18 protein-coding genes and 2 pseudogenes are annotated in these 23,752 nt (G+C 39.2%); 10 read left to right on the top strand and 10 right to left on the bottom strand.

Features of this window, described 5'->3' with window-relative positions; translation table 11 throughout:
* Window positions 1-10: 10 nt before the first annotated feature.
* From RT138_RS07400 to RT138_RS07370, 7 genes and pseudogenes are all read right to left on the bottom strand, one after another.
* Window positions 11-1,390, bottom strand: a pseudogene (locus tag RT138_RS07400) (amidohydrolase); the annotation flags it as partial.
* Window positions 1,365-1,631, bottom strand: a complete 267-nt coding sequence (locus tag RT138_RS07395; protein WP_313190170.1) for an amidohydrolase family protein — start codon at window positions 1,629-1,631, stop codon at window positions 1,365-1,367. The pseudogene RT138_RS07400 and the gene RT138_RS07395, both read right to left, overlap by 26 nt.
* Window positions 1,632-1,827: 196 nt before the next feature.
* Window positions 1,828-2,511, bottom strand: coding sequence for a YoaK family protein (locus tag RT138_RS07390; RefSeq protein ID WP_313190151.1), 684 nt, complete (start codon window positions 2,509-2,511; stop codon window positions 1,828-1,830).
* Window positions 2,512-2,516: 5 nt separating this feature from the next.
* On the bottom strand, window positions 2,517-2,939 hold the full coding sequence (locus RT138_RS07385) for a DoxX family protein (RefSeq protein ID WP_313190150.1): 423 nt from the start codon (window positions 2,937-2,939) through the stop codon (window positions 2,517-2,519).
* Window positions 2,940-2,948: 9 nt separating this feature from the next.
* Window positions 2,949-4,865, bottom strand: coding sequence for an amidohydrolase (locus RT138_RS07380; RefSeq protein ID WP_313190149.1), 1,917 nt, complete (start codon window positions 4,863-4,865; stop codon window positions 2,949-2,951).
* A gap of 27 nt (window positions 4,866-4,892) precedes the next feature.
* On the bottom strand, window positions 4,893-6,185 hold the full coding sequence (locus tag RT138_RS07375; protein WP_313190148.1) for an alginate export family protein: 1,293 nt from the start codon (window positions 6,183-6,185) through the stop codon (window positions 4,893-4,895).
* A gap of 54 nt (window positions 6,186-6,239) precedes the next feature.
* The gene (locus RT138_RS07370) at window positions 6,240-6,893 is read right to left on the bottom strand and encodes a hydrolase (RefSeq protein ID WP_313190147.1); all 654 of its coding nucleotides are present in this window, start codon (window positions 6,891-6,893) and stop codon (window positions 6,240-6,242) included.
* Window positions 6,894-7,373: 480 nt separating this feature from the next.
* Between RT138_RS07370 and RT138_RS07365 the strand changes: the two genes are divergently transcribed.
* The 7 genes and pseudogenes from RT138_RS07365 to RT138_RS07340 all read left to right on the top strand — a co-directional run bounded on the left by RT138_RS07365 (window position 7,374) and on the right by RT138_RS07340 (window position 17,396).
* Window positions 7,374-8,603: a DUF3748 domain-containing protein gene (locus tag RT138_RS07365; protein ID WP_313190146.1), complete on the top strand. Its 1,230-nt coding sequence runs from the start codon at window positions 7,374-7,376 to the stop codon at window positions 8,601-8,603.
* Between the two features lie 84 nt (window positions 8,604-8,687).
* Complete coding sequence (locus RT138_RS07360; protein ID WP_313190145.1) at window positions 8,688-9,089, top strand: RNA polymerase sigma factor; 402 nt, start codon at window positions 8,688-8,690, stop codon at window positions 9,087-9,089.
* Window positions 9,090-9,101: 12 nt separating this feature from the next.
* Window positions 9,102-9,287: pseudogene (locus RT138_RS18885) on the top strand (RNA polymerase sigma factor); the annotation flags it as partial.
* Between the two features lie 143 nt (window positions 9,288-9,430).
* Entirely contained in the window at window positions 9,431-10,606 is a 1,176-nt protein-coding gene (locus RT138_RS07355; protein ID WP_313190144.1) for a FecR domain-containing protein, read from the top strand.
* A gap of 268 nt (window positions 10,607-10,874) precedes the next feature.
* On the top strand, window positions 10,875-14,327 hold the full coding sequence (locus tag RT138_RS07350; RefSeq protein WP_313190143.1) for a SusC/RagA family TonB-linked outer membrane protein: 3,453 nt from the start codon (window positions 10,875-10,877) through the stop codon (window positions 14,325-14,327).
* Between the two features lie 10 nt (window positions 14,328-14,337).
* Window positions 14,338-15,873 carry a RagB/SusD family nutrient uptake outer membrane protein gene (locus RT138_RS07345; RefSeq protein ID WP_313190142.1) on the top strand — a complete coding sequence of 512 codons (1,536 nt, stop codon included), beginning with the start codon at window positions 14,338-14,340 and terminating at the stop codon, window positions 15,871-15,873.
* A gap of 14 nt (window positions 15,874-15,887) precedes the next feature.
* Window positions 15,888-17,396: a redoxin domain-containing protein gene (locus RT138_RS07340; protein WP_313190141.1), complete on the top strand. Its 1,509-nt coding sequence runs from the start codon at window positions 15,888-15,890 to the stop codon at window positions 17,394-17,396.
* 50 nt (window positions 17,397-17,446) lie between these two features.
* On the opposite strand, the gene RT138_RS07335 is transcribed toward RT138_RS07340, so the two are convergent.
* The 3 genes from RT138_RS07335 to RT138_RS07325 all read right to left on the bottom strand — a co-directional run bounded on the left by RT138_RS07335 (window position 17,447) and on the right by RT138_RS07325 (window position 22,015).
* The gene (locus tag RT138_RS07335) at window positions 17,447-19,975 is read right to left on the bottom strand and encodes a phosphocholine-specific phospholipase C (protein WP_313190140.1); all 2,529 of its coding nucleotides are present in this window, start codon (window positions 19,973-19,975) and stop codon (window positions 17,447-17,449) included.
* Between the two features lie 653 nt (window positions 19,976-20,628).
* Window positions 20,629-21,066 carry a hypothetical protein gene (locus RT138_RS07330; protein WP_313190139.1) on the bottom strand — a complete coding sequence of 146 codons (438 nt, stop codon included), beginning with the start codon at window positions 21,064-21,066 and terminating at the stop codon, window positions 20,629-20,631.
* A gap of 427 nt (window positions 21,067-21,493) precedes the next feature.
* Window positions 21,494-22,015: a hypothetical protein gene (locus tag RT138_RS07325; protein ID WP_313190138.1), complete on the bottom strand. Its 522-nt coding sequence runs from the start codon at window positions 22,013-22,015 to the stop codon at window positions 21,494-21,496.
* A gap of 227 nt (window positions 22,016-22,242) precedes the next feature.
* Here RT138_RS07325 and RT138_RS07320 point away from each other — a divergent pair, with 227 nt between their 5' ends.
* The 3 genes from RT138_RS07320 to RT138_RS07310 all read left to right on the top strand — a co-directional run bounded on the left by RT138_RS07320 (window position 22,243) and on the right by RT138_RS07310 (window position 23,671).
* Complete coding sequence (locus RT138_RS07320) at window positions 22,243-22,521, top strand: hypothetical protein (protein WP_313190137.1); 279 nt, start codon at window positions 22,243-22,245, stop codon at window positions 22,519-22,521.
* Window positions 22,522-22,525: 4 nt separating this feature from the next.
* Window positions 22,526-22,762, top strand: coding sequence for a hypothetical protein (locus RT138_RS07315; protein ID WP_313190136.1), 237 nt, complete (start codon window positions 22,526-22,528; stop codon window positions 22,760-22,762).
* Between the two features lie 159 nt (window positions 22,763-22,921).
* Complete coding sequence (locus tag RT138_RS07310; protein ID WP_313190135.1) at window positions 22,922-23,671, top strand: WYL domain-containing protein; 750 nt, start codon at window positions 22,922-22,924, stop codon at window positions 23,669-23,671.
* Window positions 23,672-23,752 lie beyond the last annotated feature (81 nt).

The raw sequence follows: 23,752 nt of genomic DNA, 5'->3' as shown, positions 1-23,752 counted from the left end.
TCAGAGACAATTAATTTTCTTGGTAGCCACCATAATATTTAACTGGGCTCCAAGCAGGAATCACCTCCAGTTTTTCTTTGCTGAAAGCTTTGAACTGATCATCTGCATATACTATTTTTCCATCTACGATGGTTAAGTTAGCTTTTAGTTTCTTGATATCATCTTCAGGAATGGTAAAATAATCCTGGTCCAAAATGATCAAATCAGCAAAATAACCTGGCTTTAACAAGCCTTTTTCATTGCTTTGTTTGATGAGGTCATAGCCACCTTTTGTCATCAGCTCAAGTGCCAGTGTCCGGTCCAATCTATTTTTCTTTTGTAGGATTTCGGTATTTCCGACCGTCTTTCCAGAGACCAACCAATGGATTGCCAACCATGGATTGAAAGAAGAGACCCTGGTGGCATCGGTGCCTAATCCGACTGGGATTCCCATTTCTAGGATTTTATGGATAGGTGGCGCTTGGTTAGCAGCCTTCTTGCCGTACCTTCTGATAAAATTCTCACCTTGGAAAGACATCCTGTTTTGAATGGCAATCCCTCCGTTTAATGCCTTGATCCTTTTTAGGTTGGCATCACTTACCGTTTCTGCATGGTCAAAAAACCAAACAAGGTCACCCAAAGGAATTTCCTCATTTACGGCTTCGATTACATCCAACATCCTTCCAATGGTTTCATCATAAGTGGCATGCAATCTAAACGGCCATTTATTGTTCACCAACAATCGGATTACAGGCAACAATTGAGTTTCCATGGATTCTGGTAACTCCGGTCTGGGGAAAAGGAAGTTCTCAAAATCTCCCGCATCAGAGACGATATTCTCACCGGCGCCAGCTACATAATAATCTTTGGGAACCGCTGTTGCTTTTGGGTGGATGCCCACATCAACCATACCTACCCATTTGGTATAGTCATTCAGCTCTTCACCTTTTTTCTGGGCGAAAAGATAATGTGGAAGTCGAATGCTGATTTTTCCTTCATCATTCAATTTATCGGTGATGCTATAATCATCCGGATAGTTTTGGAAACCACCTCCAGCATCCATAACAGAAGTGATTCCTAGGCGATTCAATTCTGTCATGTAGAGCAAGGTTGAATTTATCTTTTCCGCATCACTCAGTTCAGGCAGTTTGGAAAGGGTAGAGTATAAGATAAAAGCATTGGGTTCTGCAAATAACATCCCAGTTGGATTTCCATGTTTATCTTTCTCTATTAAGCCTCCAGGAGGATTTTCACTTTCGGAGTTAAGTTTCAGAGCTGCAACACCTGCCTTGTTTAAATATACTTTTCCATAAAGATAAAGGACAAAAGTCGGTACATCGCCGGTCGCTTCATTGATTTCCTCAAGGGTAGGAAAGCGTTCTTCCTTAAACTGATTCGGAGACCAACCACCAACAACTCGTACCCATTGACCTTTTGGAGTCCGTTCGGCTTGTTCCTTTAAACATCCGAAGTGCTTTTTCCAGACTGCTCACTCCATCCCAGCGCAATTCGCTGTTGTAGAATCTGCCAGCTCGGATCACATGAGAATGGGAGTCAAAAAGGCCAGGTATTACTGTTTTCCCTTTGGCATCTATTGTCTTGCTGGATTTTCCTTTCAGCTTATTGATTTCAGCATTGCTGCCTAGGGCCATAATCTTATTGCCTTTGATTGCGATCGCTTCAGAAGTTGGATTAGCTTTGTCCATGCTATGGACTTTGGCGTTATGGATAATAATATCTGCCTTCCCTTGTGCCGATAGTTGCGAACTGCAAAAAACAGCAAGAATAATAGTGGAGGCAAGTGTGATGTAGTGATTGAATTTTCTCATGATAGATATGTTTAAAGAACTAACTGCTTGCAATTTTTGCTTTTGAAAAAAACAGGCTGTAATAGATTAGGACCAATGTTGCCGGAATCAGCAGGACCACTAAGCCATATTTTGCCGAAAGCAAGGCTCCTGAGATACAGCCAATCAAGAAACCGACAATTAATATGAGCATCCTCCAGAAACTTTTTCTGGCATCAACATCTTTTTCCTTGCCCATAAAAGCATGACAAAAATCCAATGTTGCCTTAGTCACATTTCCAGTCATCACTGTCGTTGGTCCAAAAGTAGATTTACCATATAGTTTATTGATGGCGTTTTTAATACCTAAAGCAAACACCACAACCAGCACTATTCCGAAATTCACTAACGATTCAATGGGATAATCTTTACCGATGAAATGAGCTAAAAGCCCCGAAAAAGCTAATATGGTACCCATTACTAAATAAAGAGTCCGTTCATTATTGATTTTGCTGTTAAGGTATCCCGTAAAATAAACAGCAACAATAAATACAGGAAAGGTCAGTAAAATCCTGTAATCAGAAAGTTGTGGATTGTGGATCAACTTATTGGCAAAGACGACAAAGTTTCCCGTCACATGGGCAGAAAAAACTTCATTTCCAGAAGTGAATGTTGCGGTATCGGCATAGCCGGCAACAAATACCAAAAGAAAATTAGCGATGATTTTTGAAATGTTGTTTTCCATGTTTTTTAATGTAGATAGTTGTTTATGATCCAGTAGTCCACTGATTTGGTTCCTGCTCCAAATAGTACCAACAACAAGAGAGAAAGACTGTACATAAAGGGCACATCCCTTTCTACCACGCTATCTTTCCTATGGATGACAAAGTATCCAATAGCCGTGATCATTAATGCTGGCAGCATAACTAAGCGGGTACCAAGCCCTATGACTCCTAATAGTGGAAGATATAGGGTGGCGAATACTGAAATTAAATTATTCAGTTTTTGAGGTAAACCCAAAGGATTTGGGGTGTCGTGATGGCTGTCCGTTTTCTTAAGACCATGTACTCGCATCAGTTCGATCATCAATAACACCCTGAACCCAAGGAATACCCAATTGTTAAATTCTGATCCTAAATCAGAGAATAATAGTTTGGTTATTAGCTCTTGCATGGATATTTGTTAAAATGAAAAACAAGAACAGCCTAATGTACCCCAGAAAGACGTGTAATTATTTACTGGGACATTGCTCATCCTAGCCACATTATGGTTATGACCATGCACGTTGCATGAGCCAATACATGCATGTATGTACTGTGCTTGGGCTTGGGCCATAGCCTTTGCTTTCGCCGATTTCACATCGCTGCTATTCTTATTGAGGCTTGAAAGTTCAAGATTGTTAGATCCTGGGAAATAGCCATTGTAGTTTTTAGTCGGCGACCAATCCGGTAAAATTGGAAGGGCAGGAGGGGCTTCGTTGTGGAAATCACCCTTTGCATAGACGATCTTACCCCCAACAACGGTCAGGTCGGCTTCGATATCTTTGATTTCTTCTTCCTGAACATTGAAATAATCACGGTCCAAAACAACCAAGTCTCCTAATTGGCCAACTTTGATCTCTCCCTTTTTACCTTGTTCGTTTGAGAACCAAGACCCACCTTTGGTATATAGTTCAAGAGCGGTTTGACGGTCCAAAATGGTTTGATCGGAATAGATTTTCTGTCCACCTACTGTTTTCCCGGCAGCTAACCAGTATAGGCCAATCCATGGATTATAACTTGCAACACGAGTGGCATCAGTACCTCCGGCTACAGGAATACCCATCTCCAACATCTTTTTCACCGGCGGGGTATGTTCCGCTGCATCTTTGCCATATCGTTCGGTAAAATATTCCCCTTGATAGGCCATTCTGTGCTGAATCGCAATACCTCCACCTAAAGCTTTGACACGTTCAATGTTTTGTTCGGTGATGGTCTCTGCATGGTCAAAAATCCAGTGCAATCCATCAAAAGGAACTTCCTTATTTACTTTTTCAAAGACATTTAAGAATCTATTGATACTCTCGTTATAGGTCGCATGTAACCTGAATGGCCATCTGTTGGTAACCAGAAGCTTCACTACTTTTTCCAGCTCTTCTTCCATGGATTCTGGAAGGTCAGGCCTTGGTTGCAAAAAGTCTTCGAAGTCGGCAGCAGAATATACCAACATTTCGCCAGCACCATTATGCCTATATTTATCATCCCCTTGGAAAAGCTTTACACTGTCTATCCAGCCTTGAAAATCTTGGTACTCCTCTTTAGGTTTCTGTGTGAATAGGTTGTATGCTATCCTTACGGTCAGTTCATCTTCATCCCTTAAGGTTTCGATGACTTTATAATCATCCGGATAATTTTGTGAGCCACCGCCAGCATCGATTACACTGGTAATCCCAAAGCGATTCAATTCACGCATAAAATGTCTTGTAGAATTTAAGGACTCCTCAAAGCCTAATTTTGGACCTTTACCCAATGTCGCGTACAAGATAGTCGCATTTGGGGTCGCTAGGATCAAACCTGTTGGATTGCCACTGGCATCCTTTTGGATTTCTCCTCCCGGAGGGTTAGGCGTGTTTTTATCATAACCGACTGCACGTAGGGCAGCGGCATTCAAAAATGCCCGGTCATATAAATGAAGGATAAAAACAGGGGTATCAGGAGCGATGGCATTGATCTCTTCCAAGGAAGGCATCCTTTTCTCCGCAAACTGTTGCTCTGTCCAACCGCCTACAACTCTGACCCATTGTGGACTCGGTGTGATATCCACCTGTTCCTTAAGCATTCTCAAGGCATCAGCCAAAGATGGTACCCCATCCCAACGCAGTTCCAGGTTGTAGTTCAGTCCACCGCGAATTAAGTGGGTATGCGAATCGTTGATTCCCGGAATAACCGTCCTTTGCTGCAGGTCCACAAGTTTTGTCTTGTTGTCCGAAAACTCCATCACTTCCTTGTCGGTACCAACTGCAATAAATTTATCGTCCTTTATAGCCACTGCATTGGCTAACTGGTTTTCTTTATCTAAAGTATTAATCTTTCCATTATATAATATTATGTCTGCTTTCATGATTATTTATTTTTAAAAATTATACTTCTAAAATGAATATTGAATTCCCAATGCAGCTGAGAACAGGTCTACAGCATCGGATTCCTGTAAGAATTGATCGGTTTTGAAATAGGCAAAGTCACCCATGAGAACAAGCTTTTCTTTGAGATGGTACTGAGGGCTGACCTGAAATTGGCTACCTATGTTTCTCGATTCCTGATTTAGACTTTTTATCAAAGGATTTCCACCTACATCATATACGGCATCTTCACTCGAGTTCCTCCAGAAATAAATGTATTCTAAGGAAACTGTAAGGTCCTTGATCGGATTGATTTTGCTATATAGATGGATGTTGGTTAAGTTTTTAGGACCGATGATCGGACTTAAACCAAAATAGGCTCCTTTTGGATAGATGGGGTCGAAAGTATTCAGTGTTTGATCTGTTGAATCCTTGTCACCGCTGATGTATTGCGCTTTCAAGCCTAAAATTGGTTTCCAATCTAGTTCCGCAAACTTATACGTGATATGGGCTGAGGCTGTAGAGGAATTGATCTGTTCCCCTGAATTAGCCTTCCCCCATTGAAGGAGCGCCTCCAGGTCATAAGTGAAGTTTGAGGTGCCTTCCCATATCCGAAGCCCTAAAGAGTGCTTCTTGGTTTCATAACTATTTAGGTTGATCACTTCCTGTTTTCTATGGATACCTAAATAGTATAGGTCAAAATTCTGGATCACAGGAACATGATGCTTAACCGCATATATCCCCCAAAGCACATTGTTCTGATTTAAGAATCTATCGTTAAAGAAACCGGTCTTGGCTTGAACGTATGTAGAAAGAAAAGCATCAACCGACAGGTCATTTTGCTCATATTTAACCTTGATGGCATCAAACGACTGCCTGTTGTTAGGTCCCTCCCGAACGGAAATAATCCTTTGCGAACCATATTGCAGCTCCTGTCTTCCTACTGTCGCTGAAATCTTTTTCGAGTCATTGATTTTATGGGAATAATTATAGTACGCTTGATGTAGATCCAAAACATTTTCATCGACGGGGGATACCGGTTTAGGAATTCCATTCGCCAATCCACTTTGGAACTCAACCTTGAATTGATGGGATGCACCTACATTTATGGAGGCATTCCATAAAAATCGGGTCAATAAATAATCGGAATCATTTCCCTTTTTCCAATTTTGATTGTTGAAATGAAAATATTGCACGCGGATATCTCCTCCCTGTTTGAAATTGATTTTGTTTGATCGTTCTATGGAATCTTGCTGTTGGGAAAAACCAAAAACTGGAATTAATGATATGATTGAAATAAAAATATATCTGCTAATAGTCATTCGCCAGTTTTTGGTTTTGTTCATCTTCTACCTTAAAATAATAGGGTTAGAGGATTAATTGTTTTTATTAAGCATGTGTTTCGCATAGTGCACACCTAAACCGTATGATCCTGCTCTTTGCTTGATTAAGTTGTTTACAGGTTCGTAAGTTTCTTGACGTGCCCAATCTCTCTGTAGTTCCAATACATATTGAACAGCTGTGATCGGAATTACACCAGCTTGTTGCATGCGAACTAATGACATGTTATGGGCTTCAGGTGTAATGTCACCACAGGCATCAGTAACCACATATACTTCGTAACCTTCCTCAATTGCAGAAAGTGCGGGCATAGCGATACATACGCTGGTCCACAGACCAGCCAATACCAATCTTTTCTTTCCTGTAGCTACGATGGCGTCGTGGGCATTTTGGTCTTCCCAAGTGTTCATGGTGGTACGGTCGATATAAGGATGGGTTGCTTGCGGATATACATCTTCGATTTCAGGGAAAACGGGACCCGAGAATGTTTCTTCGGCTACAGTAGTTACGATGGTAGGGACATTGAAGATTTTAGATCCTCCGGCTAGCAAGGCTACATGGGCGCGCAACTGCATCATGGGGATGGATGAAGTTGCAAAAGCCATTTGTCCTTCATGGTCGATCAACACTAAAGCATGGTTGTCTGGTGTCAGAAGTGATTTTGCTGGGGTTGGATTTTTGGATGTCATGGTCTTTGTAATTAAATAGTGAAAAAAATATTTAGTTAATTAGTTTCGCGGATATTAAAATAATGTTTAAAACCTAAAACATATTTCAAAGGTATTTCCTGAATGATAACCATCCATTGATTTATGTTAATAAATTTAAAAAGAACAATTAAATGTTTAACCATCTAATTTCTAGTTTGTTTTCACAATTAATGTTAAATTATTAACAGCAGAGCAGGGATGCGCCCTTTGCTTTTAGCAAGGTTTTAAAAGAAAATTCTAACGGAAATCTTAAAAAGTTGAAAAAAATATTAAAGTTATTAACCAAAAATTAGGCCTTTTGGATAAAATATTATCAATATTTAAGGGGCTGAACATAGGGTAGGAATCGCAAGGTCAATCCAAAACAGCAATCTTTGCCTTCTTTCCAGCTAAAATCCATAATTTGCTTCTTGTTATTGCAGCTGTTTTTTTACCGGTCGTAATCAGAATTCTATTTCCATGTATAAAATTGAAACGCTTACCCAATCCGATCGAGGACATACCCTTCACCACAATTCCGTTTTCAACTTCAATAATGAATGGATCGTTTTCGACGCAAGGAACGACGATACAAAAATTGGGGAATGTACCGAAATTGGAATGGTCAATGTTAATTCCAAGGAGGAGAGAATCATATACCAGACCATGAACCCAAATCAGTATGGTCCAGGGGTAGGAGCAGCCTCTTTTCATCCGCATGAAAACCGTGTGATCTTTATTCATGGATTACCTGAGGCCAATGCGGAAATACCTTATGCAATGACCCGTCGTTTTGGTATGATGGTCGATCTTGACCATGACAACCGCGCATATCCAGCAGACTCAAGGGATATCCAAAAGCCGTTTTCAAAAGGAAGCCTAAGGGGTGGAACGCATTCGCATTGCTGGAGTCCCAACGGAGAAATGCTCAGTTTCACCTATAATGACGAATTTATTGATCCTGATTTAAGGACCGTTGGAGTAATGTTTCAAAAGAGCTCTGTAGAAAAAGTTGAACCAATTCCTGGGAATATCCAAGGGATCTATTTTTCCAGCCTTGTAGCGCGAGTGGTACCAAAGGCCATCCCAGGCTCGGATCAGATCGTAAAAGCATTTGATGAATGTTGGTTAAAAGATGATGTCTTGGCATTTCAAGGTAATACGTTAAATAAGGAAGGTAAGCAGATAACCGAAATCTATACCGTTGAAATAAATACTGATCTTTTGCTCAAGGGCTCTGTTAATAATGATAACATTTCGGATTATCCAATAGTACCTCAAGATATAGAAGCTGTTAGGATCACGAGATCGGAGAAAGGCTTGTCAAATTTCAGGCATTGGCTAAGAGCAAGTTCAGATGGAAGAACCATTTATGCATTGGCTAAAGATAATCAGGATAAGAATCAGATCATTCAATGTGAAATTCCTTCAGGGAAACTGACCTATCTTAGCGATTTTGATTTTTCGGTTGCATCAGCTATCAATCTTGATCCAAAAGGAGACCGGATTACTTTTATTGCTAATAATAATGTTTACCTCTTCCATTTGAAGCAGGCCAAATTGGATAAACTTACCGATTTCAATGAAGAGGACCTTCCTATTCAAGGAATCCCTAACTTCTCTAGGGACGGTAGCATCATCGCATTTAATCAATTTGTGGCAAATAACGGCCAACAGAATCTACAGATCAAATTGATTTACTTAAAATAGAGCGTACGTTTAAACATGAATATCCGTCAATAACCGAAGGTTTTTGTAATTTAGGGATGTTCATCACCCTAAGGAAATTAATACATGGTCGATCAAGACAATATAGACGAAAGAGAATTGCTTTTGCAATTGCAAGCTGGGAATCGTATTGCTTTTGAAAAACTATACCATAGGTACGCTGAAAAACTTACGATAAAACTTCTGCAACTCGTGAAATCAGAAGATCTTGCCCAAGATCTATTACAGGATATCTTTCTGAAAATTTGGCAGATCAGAACAGAATTAAAGGAAGAAAAATCTTTTGGCGCCTTGCTCTATACCATGGCGACCAATCAATCGCGGAACGCATTTAGGAGTTCAATTCGAGAGCAGAATCGCATTTCTCAATTGAATACCGGAGAATTCTACTCGCACGTGGAGGAGAACTTACAGTTTGAAGAAACGAATAAAATATTTGAAGAAGCGCTATCTGCTTTGACGCCTTGACAAAGAGAAGTATATGTACTCCATAAGCTGGAAGGTAAAAGCTATAAAGAAATAAGTGAACAACTTCAGATCAGCCATTCCGCAATCAACCAACATTTGCAGATTGCTAATAAGCAGATCCGTTTATTCCTGCAAAGTAGGCTTCCTCAGCTCCTTTTATTCTTGGTTCCCTTTGTCTCAGGCAATTATTTTCGCTAAAAACCTAAAATTATCTATTTGATAATCAGGTCTATATAAATTATTTCAGTTTTTTTATAAAACTATACTGTTACTTTTTTGGTATTCGGTGTATTCTAAGTATAGTCCACTAACTATTAATAAAGCCAATTTTAAAATCCGATATGGAAAAGAAAGAACAATATCGTGTTTTGTTCCATAAGTATATTAACGATACTTTGGAAAAGGATGATCTAGACCTGTTGACATCCATGATTGACTCTGAAGAATATGAGGAGGAAATGGATGCTTGTTTTCGGGAATATTTCCAGTTTTCCGAGAATGAGAAGGATCAAGAAAACCTGAAGATCAAATCTGTTCCAATTGTGGAAGAAACCTGGAAGCAATTGAACCTAAAAATCAATGAAGAACATCGTGTAATAGAATTTCCTAAGCACCGAATTTCACCATTTTTGAAGTATGCTGCTGCTGTACTATTACTGTTGAGCATTTCAACGGTTTGGTACTATATGTACAATGAAGCGAAAGTATCATCACAGGAACAGGTTGCCTCAGCAGATATCCTCCCAGGAACCAATCGCGCAACTTTAACCCTTTCCAATGGAAATGCCATTGCTTTAAGTGAAGCACAGGAAGGACTTATGGTCTCAGCAGATCAAATGACCTATGCTGATGGGACAACCATTATGAAAACTCCGGAAGTACAGTTGGCAACCATTAGCACCCCGCGATCAGGTCAATATCAAGTGACTTTGCCCGATGGCTCTAAAGCCTGGTTAAATGCTGCTTCATCCATTAATTATCCAACCCAATTTATCGGAGAAAGCAGACAGGTAAAAATTACGGGTGAAGTATATTTTGAAATTACGAGAAACCCAAAGCAACCATTTATCGTTCAATCTAATAAGCAAGTCGTAAAAGTTTTGGGAACCTCCTTTAATATCAATGCTTATGGTGATAAAGGGCAGGTGCTCACCACTTTGGTCGAAGGTAGCGTCGAAGTGAGCTCTGCTCAGAACAAAGCAGTTGTTAAGATTAAACCAGGTCAACAAGCTATTCTTTCCAATAATGGAGAATTGCAAACTAGGGTAGTTGATACAGATGAGTATGCTTCCTGGAAGGATGGTATCTATATGATCAATAACCTAAGTCTGGAAGATTTTGGAAAGAAAATCGAACGCTGGTATGATGTTGAAGTAGATATGGGACCTTATAAAGATCAAAAACTCTCGGCTACCATCAGAAGGGATGTGAAATTAAATGAGGTTTTAGAAGCAATTGAATTAAATACCAAGATTAAATTTAAAGTAAAAGACAGGAAAGTAACTGCATATAAATAGGATTCAATCTATTGTTTGACATTACAAAAAGCTGCCGAGGTGCTGAAGACACCTCTGGCAGTAATGCCTGAAAAAATAAAAGTATAGCTAACTATTTTTTAAACAGACAGTACAAACTTAATCATTAGACTGGATTTTACAATTTAAGTCCGTCTTGATTATGGAATGTATTGTTCATTATGATGTACCGATGAGCAATAAAAAACATGTTTTTTTATTAAAAATGAAACTGACCATTTTTCTATTTTTATTTTCCATGCTAGGGGTCATGGCAAAATCTAATGCACAGAAAGTCAATTTGGACCTCAAAAATGCCACCTTCAAGAAAGCATTTTTAGAGCTTACCAAACAGACAGGCTATATCTTTGTGTTTGAGGATGGCGTCATAAATCCGGATTGGAAAATTAACCTAAAAGTTTCGAACAAGGAATTTTCAGAGGTAATGCCTGAGTTACTTGAGAACAAACCACTGCAATTCAAGAGAAGTGGAAAATCAATTTCTATTTCATTAAAGCCAGTAAGCCAAGTCAATCCTTCAATAGCTCCGCAGGTCAATGAAAGCCAAGAGCAAGAGACCATTACTGGTCAGGTATTAAATGAAAAAGGAGAAAAGCTGATTGGGGCCACCATCATTAATCTTCGTACAAAGAAAAACTATTCTACGGATGCGCAGGGCAGTTTTACCATCGATGATGCACAAGCGACGGATATTTTGGAAATCTCGTATTTGGGCTATGAAAAAAGGCAGCTCCAATTGGATGGGAAATCATTCTACTCTGTGCAATTGAATCCCAAACCAGAAAGCATCGGCGAGGTGACGGTTGTCAATACTGGTTTTCAAACCATTTCTAAAGAAAGATCCACAGGTTCCTATGGTACGGTATCCAAGGCACAATTGGAGAAACCTTCTACCAATATATCCCAACGATTGATCGGGACAGTCCCTGGAATGCAAGCTAGATCTGTAGATGATAAGGGTAATCCAAAACTCGAGATCCGTGGCCAATCCAGCTTGATGGCTAACGCGTCTCCATTGGTTGTGGTAGATGGGTTTCCGATCCAAGGCGATTTCTCTTCCATTAATCCAAATGATGTTGAATCGGTTACCGTTTTGAAGGATGCCGCGGCAGGCTCAGTATGGGGAGCACGTTCTGCAAATGGGGTTATTGTTGTCACGACTAAAAGTGCCAATAAAAACGCTCCACTAAAGGTGGAATTAAATGTATTCACTAAAATCTCACCCAAACTGGATTTAAGCTATGTTCGTCCACTGGCTTCTTCTTCCGAAACGGTAGATTATGAAATGAAAGCTTATGAAAATTGGCGAGCCCTACCAGATCCATTTTCTTTTTATGATGTAGGCTCTGATTGGGGGACAGCTTCCATATTGATGAATGAAGCTAATTATGGGTTTATAACAACGGCTGAGCGCGATGCACAATTGGCTCAATTAAAAACTTTGGACAATAAGAAGCAGATCGCTGATCATTTGCTTGCCAATCCAGCGGCTACCCAATACAATTTCTCCATTTCCGGTGGCTCTGAAAGAATGACCAACTATCTGTCCCTGATGCATGAAAGTAATCAGTCAAACTTTAAAGAAACCAAGGGTAAAAAATACTTGATCAACTTTAGAAATAATACCAGCATTACCAAATGGTTAGACTTAACCTTGGGTGCAAATTATCTGTTCAATAAAGATTATAACAGTGGAGTTTCCTTGGAAGACCTGAATAGCTGGTCTCCTTATGATATGTTGGTCAATCCTGATGGCTCCTATACGAATGTCCATAAGTATTATAAACCTATTCTAGATCGAGAAGTTCCTACTGCTTCTTTTCCATATGCTGACTGGACCTATAACCCGATATTGGAAATTGCCAACAGAAATCTCAGTATCGAAAATACACAGGCTAGATTTCAAGGGGCCATGAATTTTAAATTATTAGAAGGCCTATCGGCAGAATTAAGGGGGCAATATGAATATGGAACAGCCAATACCCGAAATCTGTACAATGAAAACAGTTTTGAAGTCAGAAAGGCTGTCAACGAATCGACGACTTGGGATCCATCCGTTGAGCCCAACCTCTTTATGATGAACCTGCCCAAAGGTGGCATATTAAAGCAAAAACGTGTACGTACGGATTTATACAATGTAAGGGGACAATTAAGGTATAACCGCGATTTTGGAACCGATCATGAGCTAGATGCTTTGGCGGGTATGGAATTCCAAAGCTTAACAGCGGAATCCGTTGAAAATCCACCTGCCTATGGTTATAATGAAGAAACCATGTCGGTAGGGACTTTTCCTAATGGCCCGGGAGGACCAACGAACCCTATCCTAGATTATATGGGACAGGAAATTACCTTTCCATACCTTAATGTTTTTGGATACACGACACAGCGTCTATTCTCTGCTTACGGGAATGCTGCATACACTTATAAGCAGAAATATATCCTATCCGGAAGTTACCGTTTTGATGCATCCAATTTAATTACTGATGATCCTAAATATCGATATGCCCCATTCTTTTCCGTTGGGGGTATGTGGCATATCTTTAAGGAAGGGTTCATGGAAAATGTAGATTGGATAGACCGGTTAACCACGCGCTTGACCTATGGAAAGTTAGGCAACTATGATCCATCCACCACATTCAGGCCCTTGATCACACCTAGTCAGTCTCCCGATCTATATATCAATGCACTGATTGCTGGATTTGCAAGTTACGGTAATCCAACGCTACGATGGGAGCAGACCAGTAATTGGGATTTCGGAGTAGACTTTTCATTTTTTGAACATAAGCTATTTGGTAAGGTAGACCTCTATAAAAAATCTGGTAAGGACCTTTTGGCAGAATTGTCAATTCCTTCTATCCACGGTACGTTTATCCAGAAACTGAACAATGCGGCAATGGTCAATAAGGGTATTGAAATAGATCTTGGGACTTCGCAGAATTTTGGCGACCAAGTACAGTGGACCGGAAACGTAAATTTCGCTTATAACAAAAATGAAATCACGGATTTATTTGTGGTAAATTATAATGCTTTCCAAATGCCTTTGGGCGGTTCCGCTGCTTATGTAAAAGGCTATGATGCAAATACTGCATGGAGATGGCAATATTCAGGTATTGTAGATAATCAACCGACCCGAATTGGCCCAGATGGTGAACCATTCCCATTATCTTCTTTTCCTGAAGGCAATCCATTAACCTATTTGAGGAATATGGGTACCATGGTAGCACCATATACTCTTGGCTTTTTGAACTCCTTTAAGTATAAGAACTTTGATTTCTCCTTTATTTTCACAGGTAAATTTGGTCATGTATTTCAAACGCTAGGATTCAATTACCCACCAAACTGGGTTTCTAGGGTTTTGCCGAATTCAAAATTATCGGAGGTGAATACTGCAGATCCTAGCAAGATGGTCCCTTTGCCGTTGAATAAAGATGATTCGGAATATTATATCTGGAGTTACGTGACCAGTTCAATGGACTATCTGATCCAATCAGCATCACATGTGCGACTTCAAGAAATCTATTTAGGGTATCATTTTCCAGAAACCTTAACCAAAAGGATTGGGATCAACAATGTGCTGTTGTATGCGCAGGGGAACAATCTATTCAGCATCTATTCCAACAAGGCTGGGGAAGACCCAGAATTTCCAATGGGTGGAATGCGATTGATGCCTAGCTATACCTTCGGGTTGAAGTTTGACTTTTAAAACTTAGAAAATGAAAAAAAGAATATTAGCGATATCGATCATATCTTCCGTGTTATTGGCTTCATGTAGTAAAATCGATGATTTCTTGAATGAACCTCCAAGCAAAACCTCGGAATTGGAAATCAAGACCTTTGATCAGTTGAACCAGTTGTTGAATAACTATAGCGAGGTATTTGCTGAAGATTTAAACATGACTGCGGTCTTTAGTTCTGATGATTATTTCTTAAGTACGGCCATTTATGATGCTGATCCTTCGGTTGTATCCATCACAGCAGTTAAATACGGTCTTTGGGATAGCAAGTTTTTGCCAACAAACACGGGTGATGATTTCTGGACAGCTGAGTATAAAAAGATTTTTTATGCAAATACCGTTTTGACCTATCTGGACCAAGTTTCGGGTGGAACTGCTGAGCAGAAAAACAACATGAAAGCCGAAGCTCATTTTATCAGAGCTTATAGTTTATGGCAATTGGCAAATACCTATTGCTTACCTTATACGGAGGCCAATGCAAATGAACTCGGATTGCCTATAAAATTGACCATCAGTTTTGAAGAAAATAGCGAGCGTCAATCTTTGGCAAATACCTATGCGCAGATTGAAAGTGATCTTGCTGAGGCCTTAAAGATCAATACGCCATTGCTCCAAAGTGGGAGAGCAGTGCATTGGCGAGCCAATAAGACTGCAGTAAATGCCTTTGCAGCGAGGTATTGGTTAAACAGGAATGATTATGCCAAATCCCTGCAATATGCCAATGATGCTTTATCGGGTTACAGTACCCTTGTCGATTATAATTCCCAAATGCGATTTGGAATACCTAAAACGGTCACGCTAGATGCCGGAGCGGCAAACCAGAAATCATTTACCATTCAATATCCCTATACCCATAATAACCAAGAGGAATATACCGATATGATCGGATGGAAGGAGTTTATTTATTTCAGGATGCTCTCCAATCCCAGTTTCTGGTATGTGCCTAGTCCCAATCTTTTAGCTTTGTATGATCAAAAGAATGACTTGCGGTATAAATTTAATATCGTAAAAGGTTACTCCTATGATAGAGGGATGATAAAGCCATCCTATGATTATCCGGGCTATGTTTTCTTCTATAAAGATCGTATCCCATCAGGTCCAACGGTTGCTGAAGTGCTATTGACAAAAGCAGAAGCCCAAGCTCATTTAGGTAATTCAGCTGCTGCCATGGAAACGTTAAATACTTTACGCTCTAAAAGAATGTTGGCGGGACCTTGGGTCAACTTAACAGCTTCAAATAAGGAAGATGCCATTAAAAAGGTTTCTGAAGAAAGGAGACGTGAAATGCCTTTTTCCCAAAGATGGATTGATGTCCGTCGATATAATCACAATGAAATTTCTTCAGATGATATCATAATGAAAAAATCCTTCTATCCGTATAATAATTCGGTTGTCAATGATGATCAGGCAAAACAGGATTATACGTTATCCAAGGACTCAAGAAGATGGGCAGCGCCGATTCCGGTTTCGGATATAGAAGCTAGTAATGGAAAAATTGAACAGAATAAATACTAGAAATCGGATTTATTATGAAAATCAAACTTATTCAAAGCACTTGCCTATTCATTGTATTCATGGCAGGTTTGGCAAAGCTAAATGCCCAAACCGGAGAGGAGTATTTATATTCTGCCAAGGAAATGGCTGATCTTCGCGCTGCGGTACTTGCTCATCCTGATAGTATGGAGCTGCATGAAGAGTATCTTGCGGGATTTGCTAAGCCTGAACAGGCAGAAAATGAGTACATCAAATTAATAGCTAAATTCCCAAATTCTGCAACTTTTCCGATAGCTATTGCCAATAAATTAGGCGATTTCAATCCCAAAAGAAAGCAATACTTATTGAAGGCGGCAGAAATTGACCCAAAAAATGTAGAGAACTGGGAAAATCTGGCAAGCGATGCAGCCTTCAAAGGAAACAAAGAAGATGAAATCAGGTATATACAACAAGCTATTCAAGCTAATCCAGAAAGCCTTGATCTAAAGGCCAGGTATGTGTTCCTGTTTTCTGATGATCCAGATGAGTTTAAGGTAAAGGCCAATGAATTTATCGATAAATACCCTGACTCCGAACAAGCCATTACCATATTTAATATTGCTGGAATCGTATTAAAAAATGATGCTGATAAGATCCAGTCCGGTGAACGCATGTTGAAATTGTTTCCGGACAATGAAAGTCTGGTTTTCTTGGTAGCGGTGGTGCGACTGGTGGATTCTTATATTAAGACTGAACAATACGATAAGGCTATTGATCTAGCAACAAAATTTAAGGATAAGGGAGAAGCTGATTTAGGATTAGGAGAAAAGCTCACCCTAGCGCAAAACCTCAAAAAATTTGAAGCAAATATGAATGCTAGTCAATTTGCAGAAGCAAAAGGACAGATCATCAACATTCAATATAGAACTTTGAATGGTAATGATTTAGGGAGCTTACTGATGCTGAAGAAGGCTTTGGCTTTAGATGCGAACAAAGAGACCCAAGCAGCATATGATAGTTTGATTATTCTTCAGGCGCATAAACCTTCCTTAGCCAGTCAGGAAGCCCTTTATATGTATGGAGCGAAATTGAACAAGAGCAATCAGGTAGTGGATAAAGATGTTTATCAGCATGTCATGAAGCAGGCAGAAAATGCCAAGCCTTTTTCACTTGATTCATTTGACTCCGAAAAGAAAGTCACCCTTGAAGATCTAATAGGGAAAGTGACTTTATTGACTTTTTGGTATCCTGCCTGTGGACCCTGCAGAGGAGAGATGCCGCACTTTGAAAATGCAATCAAAGGCTTCGATCGTGATAAATTTCAATACCTAGGAGTCAATATCTATAGGGAACAGGATAAGCTCATCAAATCCTTTTTAGAAAATACAGGCTTTAGTTTTACCCCTTTGGGAGCAAGTAAAGAAATCAAAAAAGATTATCAAATAGTCGCTGCACCGACTAATTTTATCATCGATCAGCAGGGGAGGATCGTCTATTCAGATTTTACCGTTGATGCAGAAAATGAACAGATGTTGACCTTGATGATAGAATCCATGATGAAATAGAGGGAGATTAAGAAAGGCTTTTCCATGACAGAAACGCCTTTCTTAATTTATCATACCCGATTGATCAACGGATCTGTTATGCTCTCTTTGCCGGTTTCCACTCTTCCAGCAAATCTTTGATAAAAATCTTTATTTCCTTGTATAGTTAAAACGAAATCATACCAGCCTGAACTACCAGTCAAATCGATGCTCAAATTCTCCTCTGCGCTCGCCTGAATATTCCTTTCAAATAGGACGCCTTTTTTATAGCTCATATCTTTCACACTAATCTGTAAAGTTGAAGAACCTTTGTTCTTTATCCTTAGGCTAATATTTTCAGTTGCTGCTTTAGTCATTCGTTTCAATTCTCCTGAAACTTGGACTTGAATTTTGGGATCTTCTGCCGTACCGGCGAATTCCCTAAAAAATCCATTTGGACCATGTAAATGTAAGTAGTATTTACCTGAATCAAAAGCTGAGATAGGCCACTCATATTGGATTTCATCGCCAGCTTTAACAGCAAAAAACCAGTTTCTACATCTTTCTTGCTTTCCTTTTTGTGTAAAACTATCCGGAGCATATACAGTAAATGCTGAACCGGCAGCATGATCGCCAAATATTTTATTGTCAGCCTTCATGCTTATGCGGATTCGCCGATTATCCAGTAATTCAAGGTCAGCGTTTAACTGGTAGGGCAGAGCTGTTGATATTCTTTTTCCAGGTTCTTGTTGGGACATCAATTTGGAATAATTTCCCGTTTTAAGAGCTTCTTGGATATCTTGATCGCTGATCTCATGGAAGTTCCCTGGATCTTCTTTGAATTTCGCACTGTATATGCTTTCAATAAATGGATTGCGATTTATGAAACTGATGCTTTTCTCTTTAGTATTGAAAGGGGAGAAAGCTGAGGTTAAATTTCCACAAACCGTTCTCCTCCAGTTACCTATATTATCGAAATGAATGTTTTTATTGAATTTCTTATTAACAAAATGCTCCAGAAATTGTAGGGTCGAGGTGTGATCAAACAGCTGCGAACATACCTTTCCGCCACGGCTCCATGGTGATGCAATGATCATGGGAACTCGAAACCCTAAGCCTACCGCTCCCTCTCTTGCTTGTTTCTCTGGAATCCCTTGTTTTAATTCATTGCTCAACCTAACGAATTCCTCTTCAGTTTCAATCCCTTTGGAAACTTTACCCGTTTCGGGTTTGTTATTGTCAGGAATGCTAAAAGGAGGAATGTGATCATAATATCCATCATTTTCATCGTAAGTGACAATAAAAATGGTTTTCTTCCATACTTCAGGGTTCTTGGTCAAAATATCCAAGATCTCAGAAACATACCAAGCCCCATACCAAGGAGCACTAGGATGATCCGAAAAATTCTGTGGTCCGGCCAGCCAAGAAACTGTAGGTAATTTTCCAGCTTGGACATCCTCTTGGAACTGATAAAGTAAATTCCCTTTTGGCACCGCTAGTTCTCTTTGGGTATCCTTGTCCTGATAGGTCAATGTATCAAGGTTCCTATAATCAGGATCACCTTCATTGGTAATAAATGCACGTTTATATAGACTTTTCTGTTTTGGAGTCAGTTTTTCAAAATTAGTTTTGCTCCATTTTTCCAATTCTGCTATGGCATCATCCAATGCTTTTTGCTTATCTCGGATGCTGGCTTGAACTTTCTTTGCCCGTTCTTGGGAAGAGGGACTTTCTTCCTGGAGTTTATTGATTTCACCTGGTAGGGTTTCTATCCTGTTTTTAAGGCCTACTATATAGCGATCATTGAATTTTACCTGATAAGCTTCAAAAAATTCAAGCAGGTTACATCCGAAATTACTGAGCCAAGATCGCTCTTCTCCTTTAAATCCACCGACACTGCTCAATTCATTTTGATAAAAGCCCCAAGAAATGCCATTGTCTTCTAGTAATTCAGGGAATGTTTTCCAGGTCTCCTGTCCATAGGAATAGTCCTCATTCCGGATGTTTGCCTTTGGCAAGCCGTCTTGGGTACTCATGATTTTTCCAGTCCAGAAAAAAGAACGGTTGGGGGTTGTACTGGTCATGGCCGAACAGAAGTTTTGGTCACAAATGGTGAAGGCATCTGCCATGGCATAATTGAAGGAGAGGTCCTCACGATTGTAATGGCCTAAAGTCAAAGGCATATCTGCATATTTCTTGTTGCTGGATCGTTTAGAGGGCAACCACTTGTCATATTTCCCAAGATTATAGGCATCGACCTGACTTGCTCTAGAATGTGGTAGATCCCCGATCCATGTACTTTTACTTTCTTTGATATTCAAACGAAAAGGAGCATAGGTTTTACCTGCGAGGTCTGTTTGGAACCAAACAGGATTTTTGTTTGGAAGCAATACTGCTCTCGGATCATTGAAACCTCTAACCCCAGAAAGAGAGCCGAAGGCATGGTCAAAAGAGCGGTTTTCCTGCATTAATATCACAATGTGCTCAGCATCTAGAAAGGTACTCCCAGGGTCGGGATCGATGGCCATTGCTTTTTGAATAGCGGAAGGAATTACATTCACCATTCCTGTCGCCCCTGAAAGCATAATTACTTTCCTTAAAAATTCTCTGCGGTTATCCATGAGATGTTGGGTTTGTTTAGGTTTACCTAATTTACCCCATTGGGAGAGATAAATTCGAGAGAATTGATTATGAAATTGTTAAGTGAATAGAATTGTTACGAATGAGGAATCGCAAGCCTACTGCATTCTTTCCGTTTTTCCGCTAAGGAAAGGAGATATTTTATAAAGGGATTTCTTTGTAAGGATTGATGTTTGTTGATATAGAGAAACCCCTAGCGGGGGTGGAATCTTTGTAGAAATTGGATGTGTGTAGTGGGCAACCCCTAGCGGGGGTGAAATCTTTGTAGAAATTGGATGTGTGTAGTGGGCAACCCCTAGCGGGGGAGAAATATTTTTCAATAAATCTTTTTGAAGGAAGAAAACAGTTCTTTCGCTGTGCTCAAGATGACAAAAATCCTAAAAAAACAAGAAATAGATTCTTCGTTTCACTCTGAATCCCTCTTTAGCGGATTTTGATTCTGAACGATTAGTGAAGAATCTGTACGGTTCTCCTCCCTACGATCCTGTCGTCCTGCACCTCAGGTGCAGGAACAGTTCACCAATGTTTTTTTTTCTGATTAGGTAATAAGCAGGTATAGTCCCTAGATCCGTCCTTCGTCAGGACAAGAGTATGTAGCTGATCTTCGGTTGAAGAACTCTAAATCTTCATTCCATTATTTCCAGGAATATCCAATTCCAGCTCCGATCCAGAAAGGCATGTTTCCATCAATGGTATTGAATAAAGGTGTATAGGTTGCCTGAAAGCTCAATCCATTATCCTTGGGAAAATATCTGTAACCGATATCAGCCGAAAAAATAACAGATTTGAAGTCATTGGGTTTCTTTTCAACTTCTCCATTAAATGCAAAAACAGAATTTGCACCAATCAGCAGACCGTTTTTGCCCTTTCCATAGATATAGTTTATCCCTATGGGTGCCGTGAAGATTCTGTCGGTGTCAAATGCGCCAAAAGTTCCACCGAAGCCTAGCCTTGCTCCCCATCCATCATTGACATTCCTTGAAAACCTCATGTCGTAATTAGCAGATCCAAATATGCTTGATCCTCCCAGCTCAAAGAAGGCTAATTTTCGGTGCTGTGCTAAAGCATTCATTGTGCACAAGGTAAGCAATGATATAAAAAATGTTTTTTTATTCATGTAGAGATAATTTTGGCAATATTAGTTAATTTACTACAGTGAAAAGAATACTTAGCGAAGTATTTATTGATTTATTAGAGTATCTTTTTTGTTCCTGTTAATAATATTTTCCCGTTAAATGGGTCGTTTAAGATAATAGTGTTTTTTAGGGTTGTTAGAATGGCAAAAGCTGGAAATTTATGGAATGAACTATCTAATTTTTGGACAAAATTTTATCAATTCCTTCGGACCTTATTTTGGTCTCATTCGAGGCATATTTTGAAATTTCCGAATATGTCTCGAACAAGGGTAAAAGGAAGTTAAGAGGGAAAGGTCAAATTTGATCAAAAAAAATGGTCAGAATTTTTCCGACCATGATGATATTTTGATAAGCCGCTAATTATTAATTAGGCTTTATTGAAGTTTTAAAAGAGCCTTCCGTCAGTTTAAGTGTAGCTAAGGTCACTAAGCCTTGGGTACGCACTAAAACGCCAGAAAAAGTTCCCTCAACCTCATTGTTGTTGATCTTGTCAATTTTTAGGTCAAATGAATCTTCGGGAGCCACGGTATCATCAGTTGCGGTTGAATTCACTTGTCCTGATTCATTTGTGGTATTATGAGCTATCAACAATTTAAAACCTGATTCATCGTCTAAATGATATTCGCCCGCAGGTACTCGAGTGGCATCAGACATCACATTGATCATTAGGGACTCTTTACCTTGGTCCATCGCGGTTATCATCAGATAATTCCCTCCTTCAACCCAATTGGCACTCACATTAGCGAAGATTTTTTCAACGCCATCAACCTTGACTTTTAGATAATTGTTTCCTAATTCTCCAGAAACGCCCTCATCTTTACTACAACCTAAATTTAATAGTGTAAAAAAAGCTAATACAGCTCCAAATAAAATTTTCCTTTTCATAATAATAATATAGTGTGACTAGGCAGTGTGGAGCGAAAATCGTACCAGTAAAGAGGGAAAAAGGAATGAAAGATTCCGTTCTTACGGTATTCCGTAATGAGCGTTCAAATACCTTTTATATTTTTCAGTCGTGTTGAAAATATTCGAATCTGGTTTAAGCAATTTGAACCGCCAACTTTTGGCGGTTTTGTGTTTTATGTTTGGACCATTATCAAATCAATTAAAAAATGGAACAGACAAAAATTGAAAAAAATGAAACTGAGGTTAATGAAGTAGAAGTAGGAACAGCTGCCAAAGAAAAAGAAACCATTGCTACCTATGCTGCTTTACTGCTCTGCTTAATTCCTGGGTATTGGGTTGCGCTATATTGGTATGCTTTATACCAGCACTATTCCATAGAATATTCGGCAATTGTTGTAGGACTGGTCATATTGATAATTGCCTATTTGGCTTTTATTTTTACACAGGCCATGGTCAAACATATTATTTTATTTATCATAAAATAAGGTCATGGGTAAAATATTGACGGTAATAATCTTCATTTTAATGATCAGTGGTTCTATTGGTCCAGCGATTTATTTATTATTGATCATTTATGGGTCTTTGGGACATGAAGATATATTTTTATATACCGACTGGGCATGGGCATTTAATATCGTCTTATTGATTGTAGGAATTTTGGCAGTAAAGCTGATGTTTAACGCCAGTAGGGATATCAGTGGATTTATCATCGGATTATTTAAATAGCATAACGTGAATCATAAAAGTAAATTTTGTCTTTGGTTGCTGGATATCTTGCAGAGAAAGCCGTTGAATCTACAGGAAATACAATCGAAATGGTTGTATGCTAGTTGTAACCCTGAGCAGATTGAGTTATCCGAAAGAACTTTCAATAGGTATAGGAGAATGGCTGAATCACAATATCAGGTCCAAATAAAATGTAATAGAAGTTTAGGCAATCGGTATGAGATAGAAAACAAAGAAGAAATCTTAAATGATCGGTTTTTAAGTTGGGAACTGACAAGTTTCCGATTAGGGAATCTATCTAGAGAAATTAGGGACAAATCCATAGTGGTGATGGATCCTGCACCACCTTCAGCCGATCTTTTGGAACCTATACTAGAATGTATTGAAAGCAAAAAAATCATGCGAATGATTTATAAGTCCCATTATAAGGAGGCAAAAGAGGTGACTTTTTATCCGGTTTTTGTTCGATTGTGTGGTCAGCGTTGGTATGTCGTCGGTGTGAACTGCGCAGATAACAAAGAAAGGGTATATGCCTTTGAAAGAATTCAAGGATTAAAAATAGAATCTGGAAAAGATTCAAAAATTGTAAAGAAAAATATTAAAATAAACCCCAAAGATTATTTCGTACATAGTTATGGTGTAATTAATGAAGGTGAACCTGAACTCATCAAAATTAGGGCATTTTGGCCTCAGAATGCCTATCTAAAGGATGTCCCATTACACCATTCCCAAGAAATGTTGGAAGAAGGTGATGGCTATACGGATTTTGAAGTATTTATTCGGCCTACCTACGATTTTATTCAGGCACTTTTGTCCAATAGAGAACAATTGGTCGTTATTGAACCTCAATCCTTAAGGTTGGAAATGCTAAATATTTTGAAAAATATGATTGGAAGGTATGAGGCTTGAAATAATTAGTGTAATCAAAATAATGGTGATATGCTATAAAAAGCGAAAAGCCCTAATGAATTGTCATTAGGGCTCTGTATT

Origin of the sequence: Sphingobacterium sp., assembly GCF_032065005.1 — a bacterium.
In the GTDB taxonomy this organism is placed as follows: domain Bacteria; phylum Bacteroidota; class Bacteroidia; order Sphingobacteriales; family Sphingobacteriaceae; genus Sphingobacterium.
This window is presented reverse-complemented; position numbering and strand designations above follow the sequence as displayed.

Bases quoted from the DNA above. Each gene is read 5' to 3' on its own strand.
- RT138_RS07395 (WP_313190170.1), bottom strand. From the start codon at position 1,631: ATGGCCCTAGGCAGCAATGCTGAAATCAATAAGCTGAAAGGAAAATCC.
- RT138_RS07390 (WP_313190151.1), bottom strand. From the start codon at position 2,511: ATGGAAAACAACATTTCAAAAATCATCGCTAATTTTCTTTTGGTATTT.
- RT138_RS07385 (WP_313190150.1), bottom strand. From the start codon at position 2,939: ATGCAAGAGCTAATAACCAAACTATTATTCTCTGATTTAGGATCAGAA.
- RT138_RS07380 (WP_313190149.1), bottom strand. From the start codon at position 4,865: ATGAAAGCAGACATAATATTATATAATGGAAAGATTAATACTTTAGAT.
- RT138_RS07375 (WP_313190148.1), bottom strand. From the start codon at position 6,185: ATGACTATTAGCAGATATATTTTTATTTCAATCATATCATTAATTCCA.
- RT138_RS07370 (WP_313190147.1), bottom strand. From the start codon at position 6,893: ATGACATCCAAAAATCCAACCCCAGCAAAATCACTTCTGACACCAGAC.
- RT138_RS07365 (WP_313190146.1), top strand. From the start codon at position 7,374: ATGTATAAAATTGAAACGCTTACCCAATCCGATCGAGGACATACCCTT.
- RT138_RS07360 (WP_313190145.1), top strand. From the start codon at position 8,688: ATGGTCGATCAAGACAATATAGACGAAAGAGAATTGCTTTTGCAATTG.
- RT138_RS07355 (WP_313190144.1), top strand. From the start codon at position 9,431: ATGGAAAAGAAAGAACAATATCGTGTTTTGTTCCATAAGTATATTAAC.
- RT138_RS07350 (WP_313190143.1), top strand. From the start codon at position 10,875: ATGGCAAAATCTAATGCACAGAAAGTCAATTTGGACCTCAAAAATGCC.
- RT138_RS07345 (WP_313190142.1), top strand. From the start codon at position 14,338: ATGAAAAAAAGAATATTAGCGATATCGATCATATCTTCCGTGTTATTG.
- RT138_RS07340 (WP_313190141.1), top strand. From the start codon at position 15,888: ATGAAAATCAAACTTATTCAAAGCACTTGCCTATTCATTGTATTCATG.
- RT138_RS07335 (WP_313190140.1), bottom strand. From the start codon at position 19,975: ATGGATAACCGCAGAGAATTTTTAAGGAAAGTAATTATGCTTTCAGGG.
- RT138_RS07330 (WP_313190139.1), bottom strand. From the start codon at position 21,066: ATGAATGCTTTAGCACAGCACCGAAAATTAGCCTTCTTTGAGCTGGGA.
- RT138_RS07325 (WP_313190138.1), bottom strand. From the start codon at position 22,015: ATGAAAAGGAAAATTTTATTTGGAGCTGTATTAGCTTTTTTTACACTA.
- RT138_RS07320 (WP_313190137.1), top strand. From the start codon at position 22,243: ATGGAACAGACAAAAATTGAAAAAAATGAAACTGAGGTTAATGAAGTA.
- RT138_RS07315 (WP_313190136.1), top strand. From the start codon at position 22,526: ATGGGTAAAATATTGACGGTAATAATCTTCATTTTAATGATCAGTGGT.
- RT138_RS07310 (WP_313190135.1), top strand. From the start codon at position 22,922: ATGGCTGAATCACAATATCAGGTCCAAATAAAATGTAATAGAAGTTTA.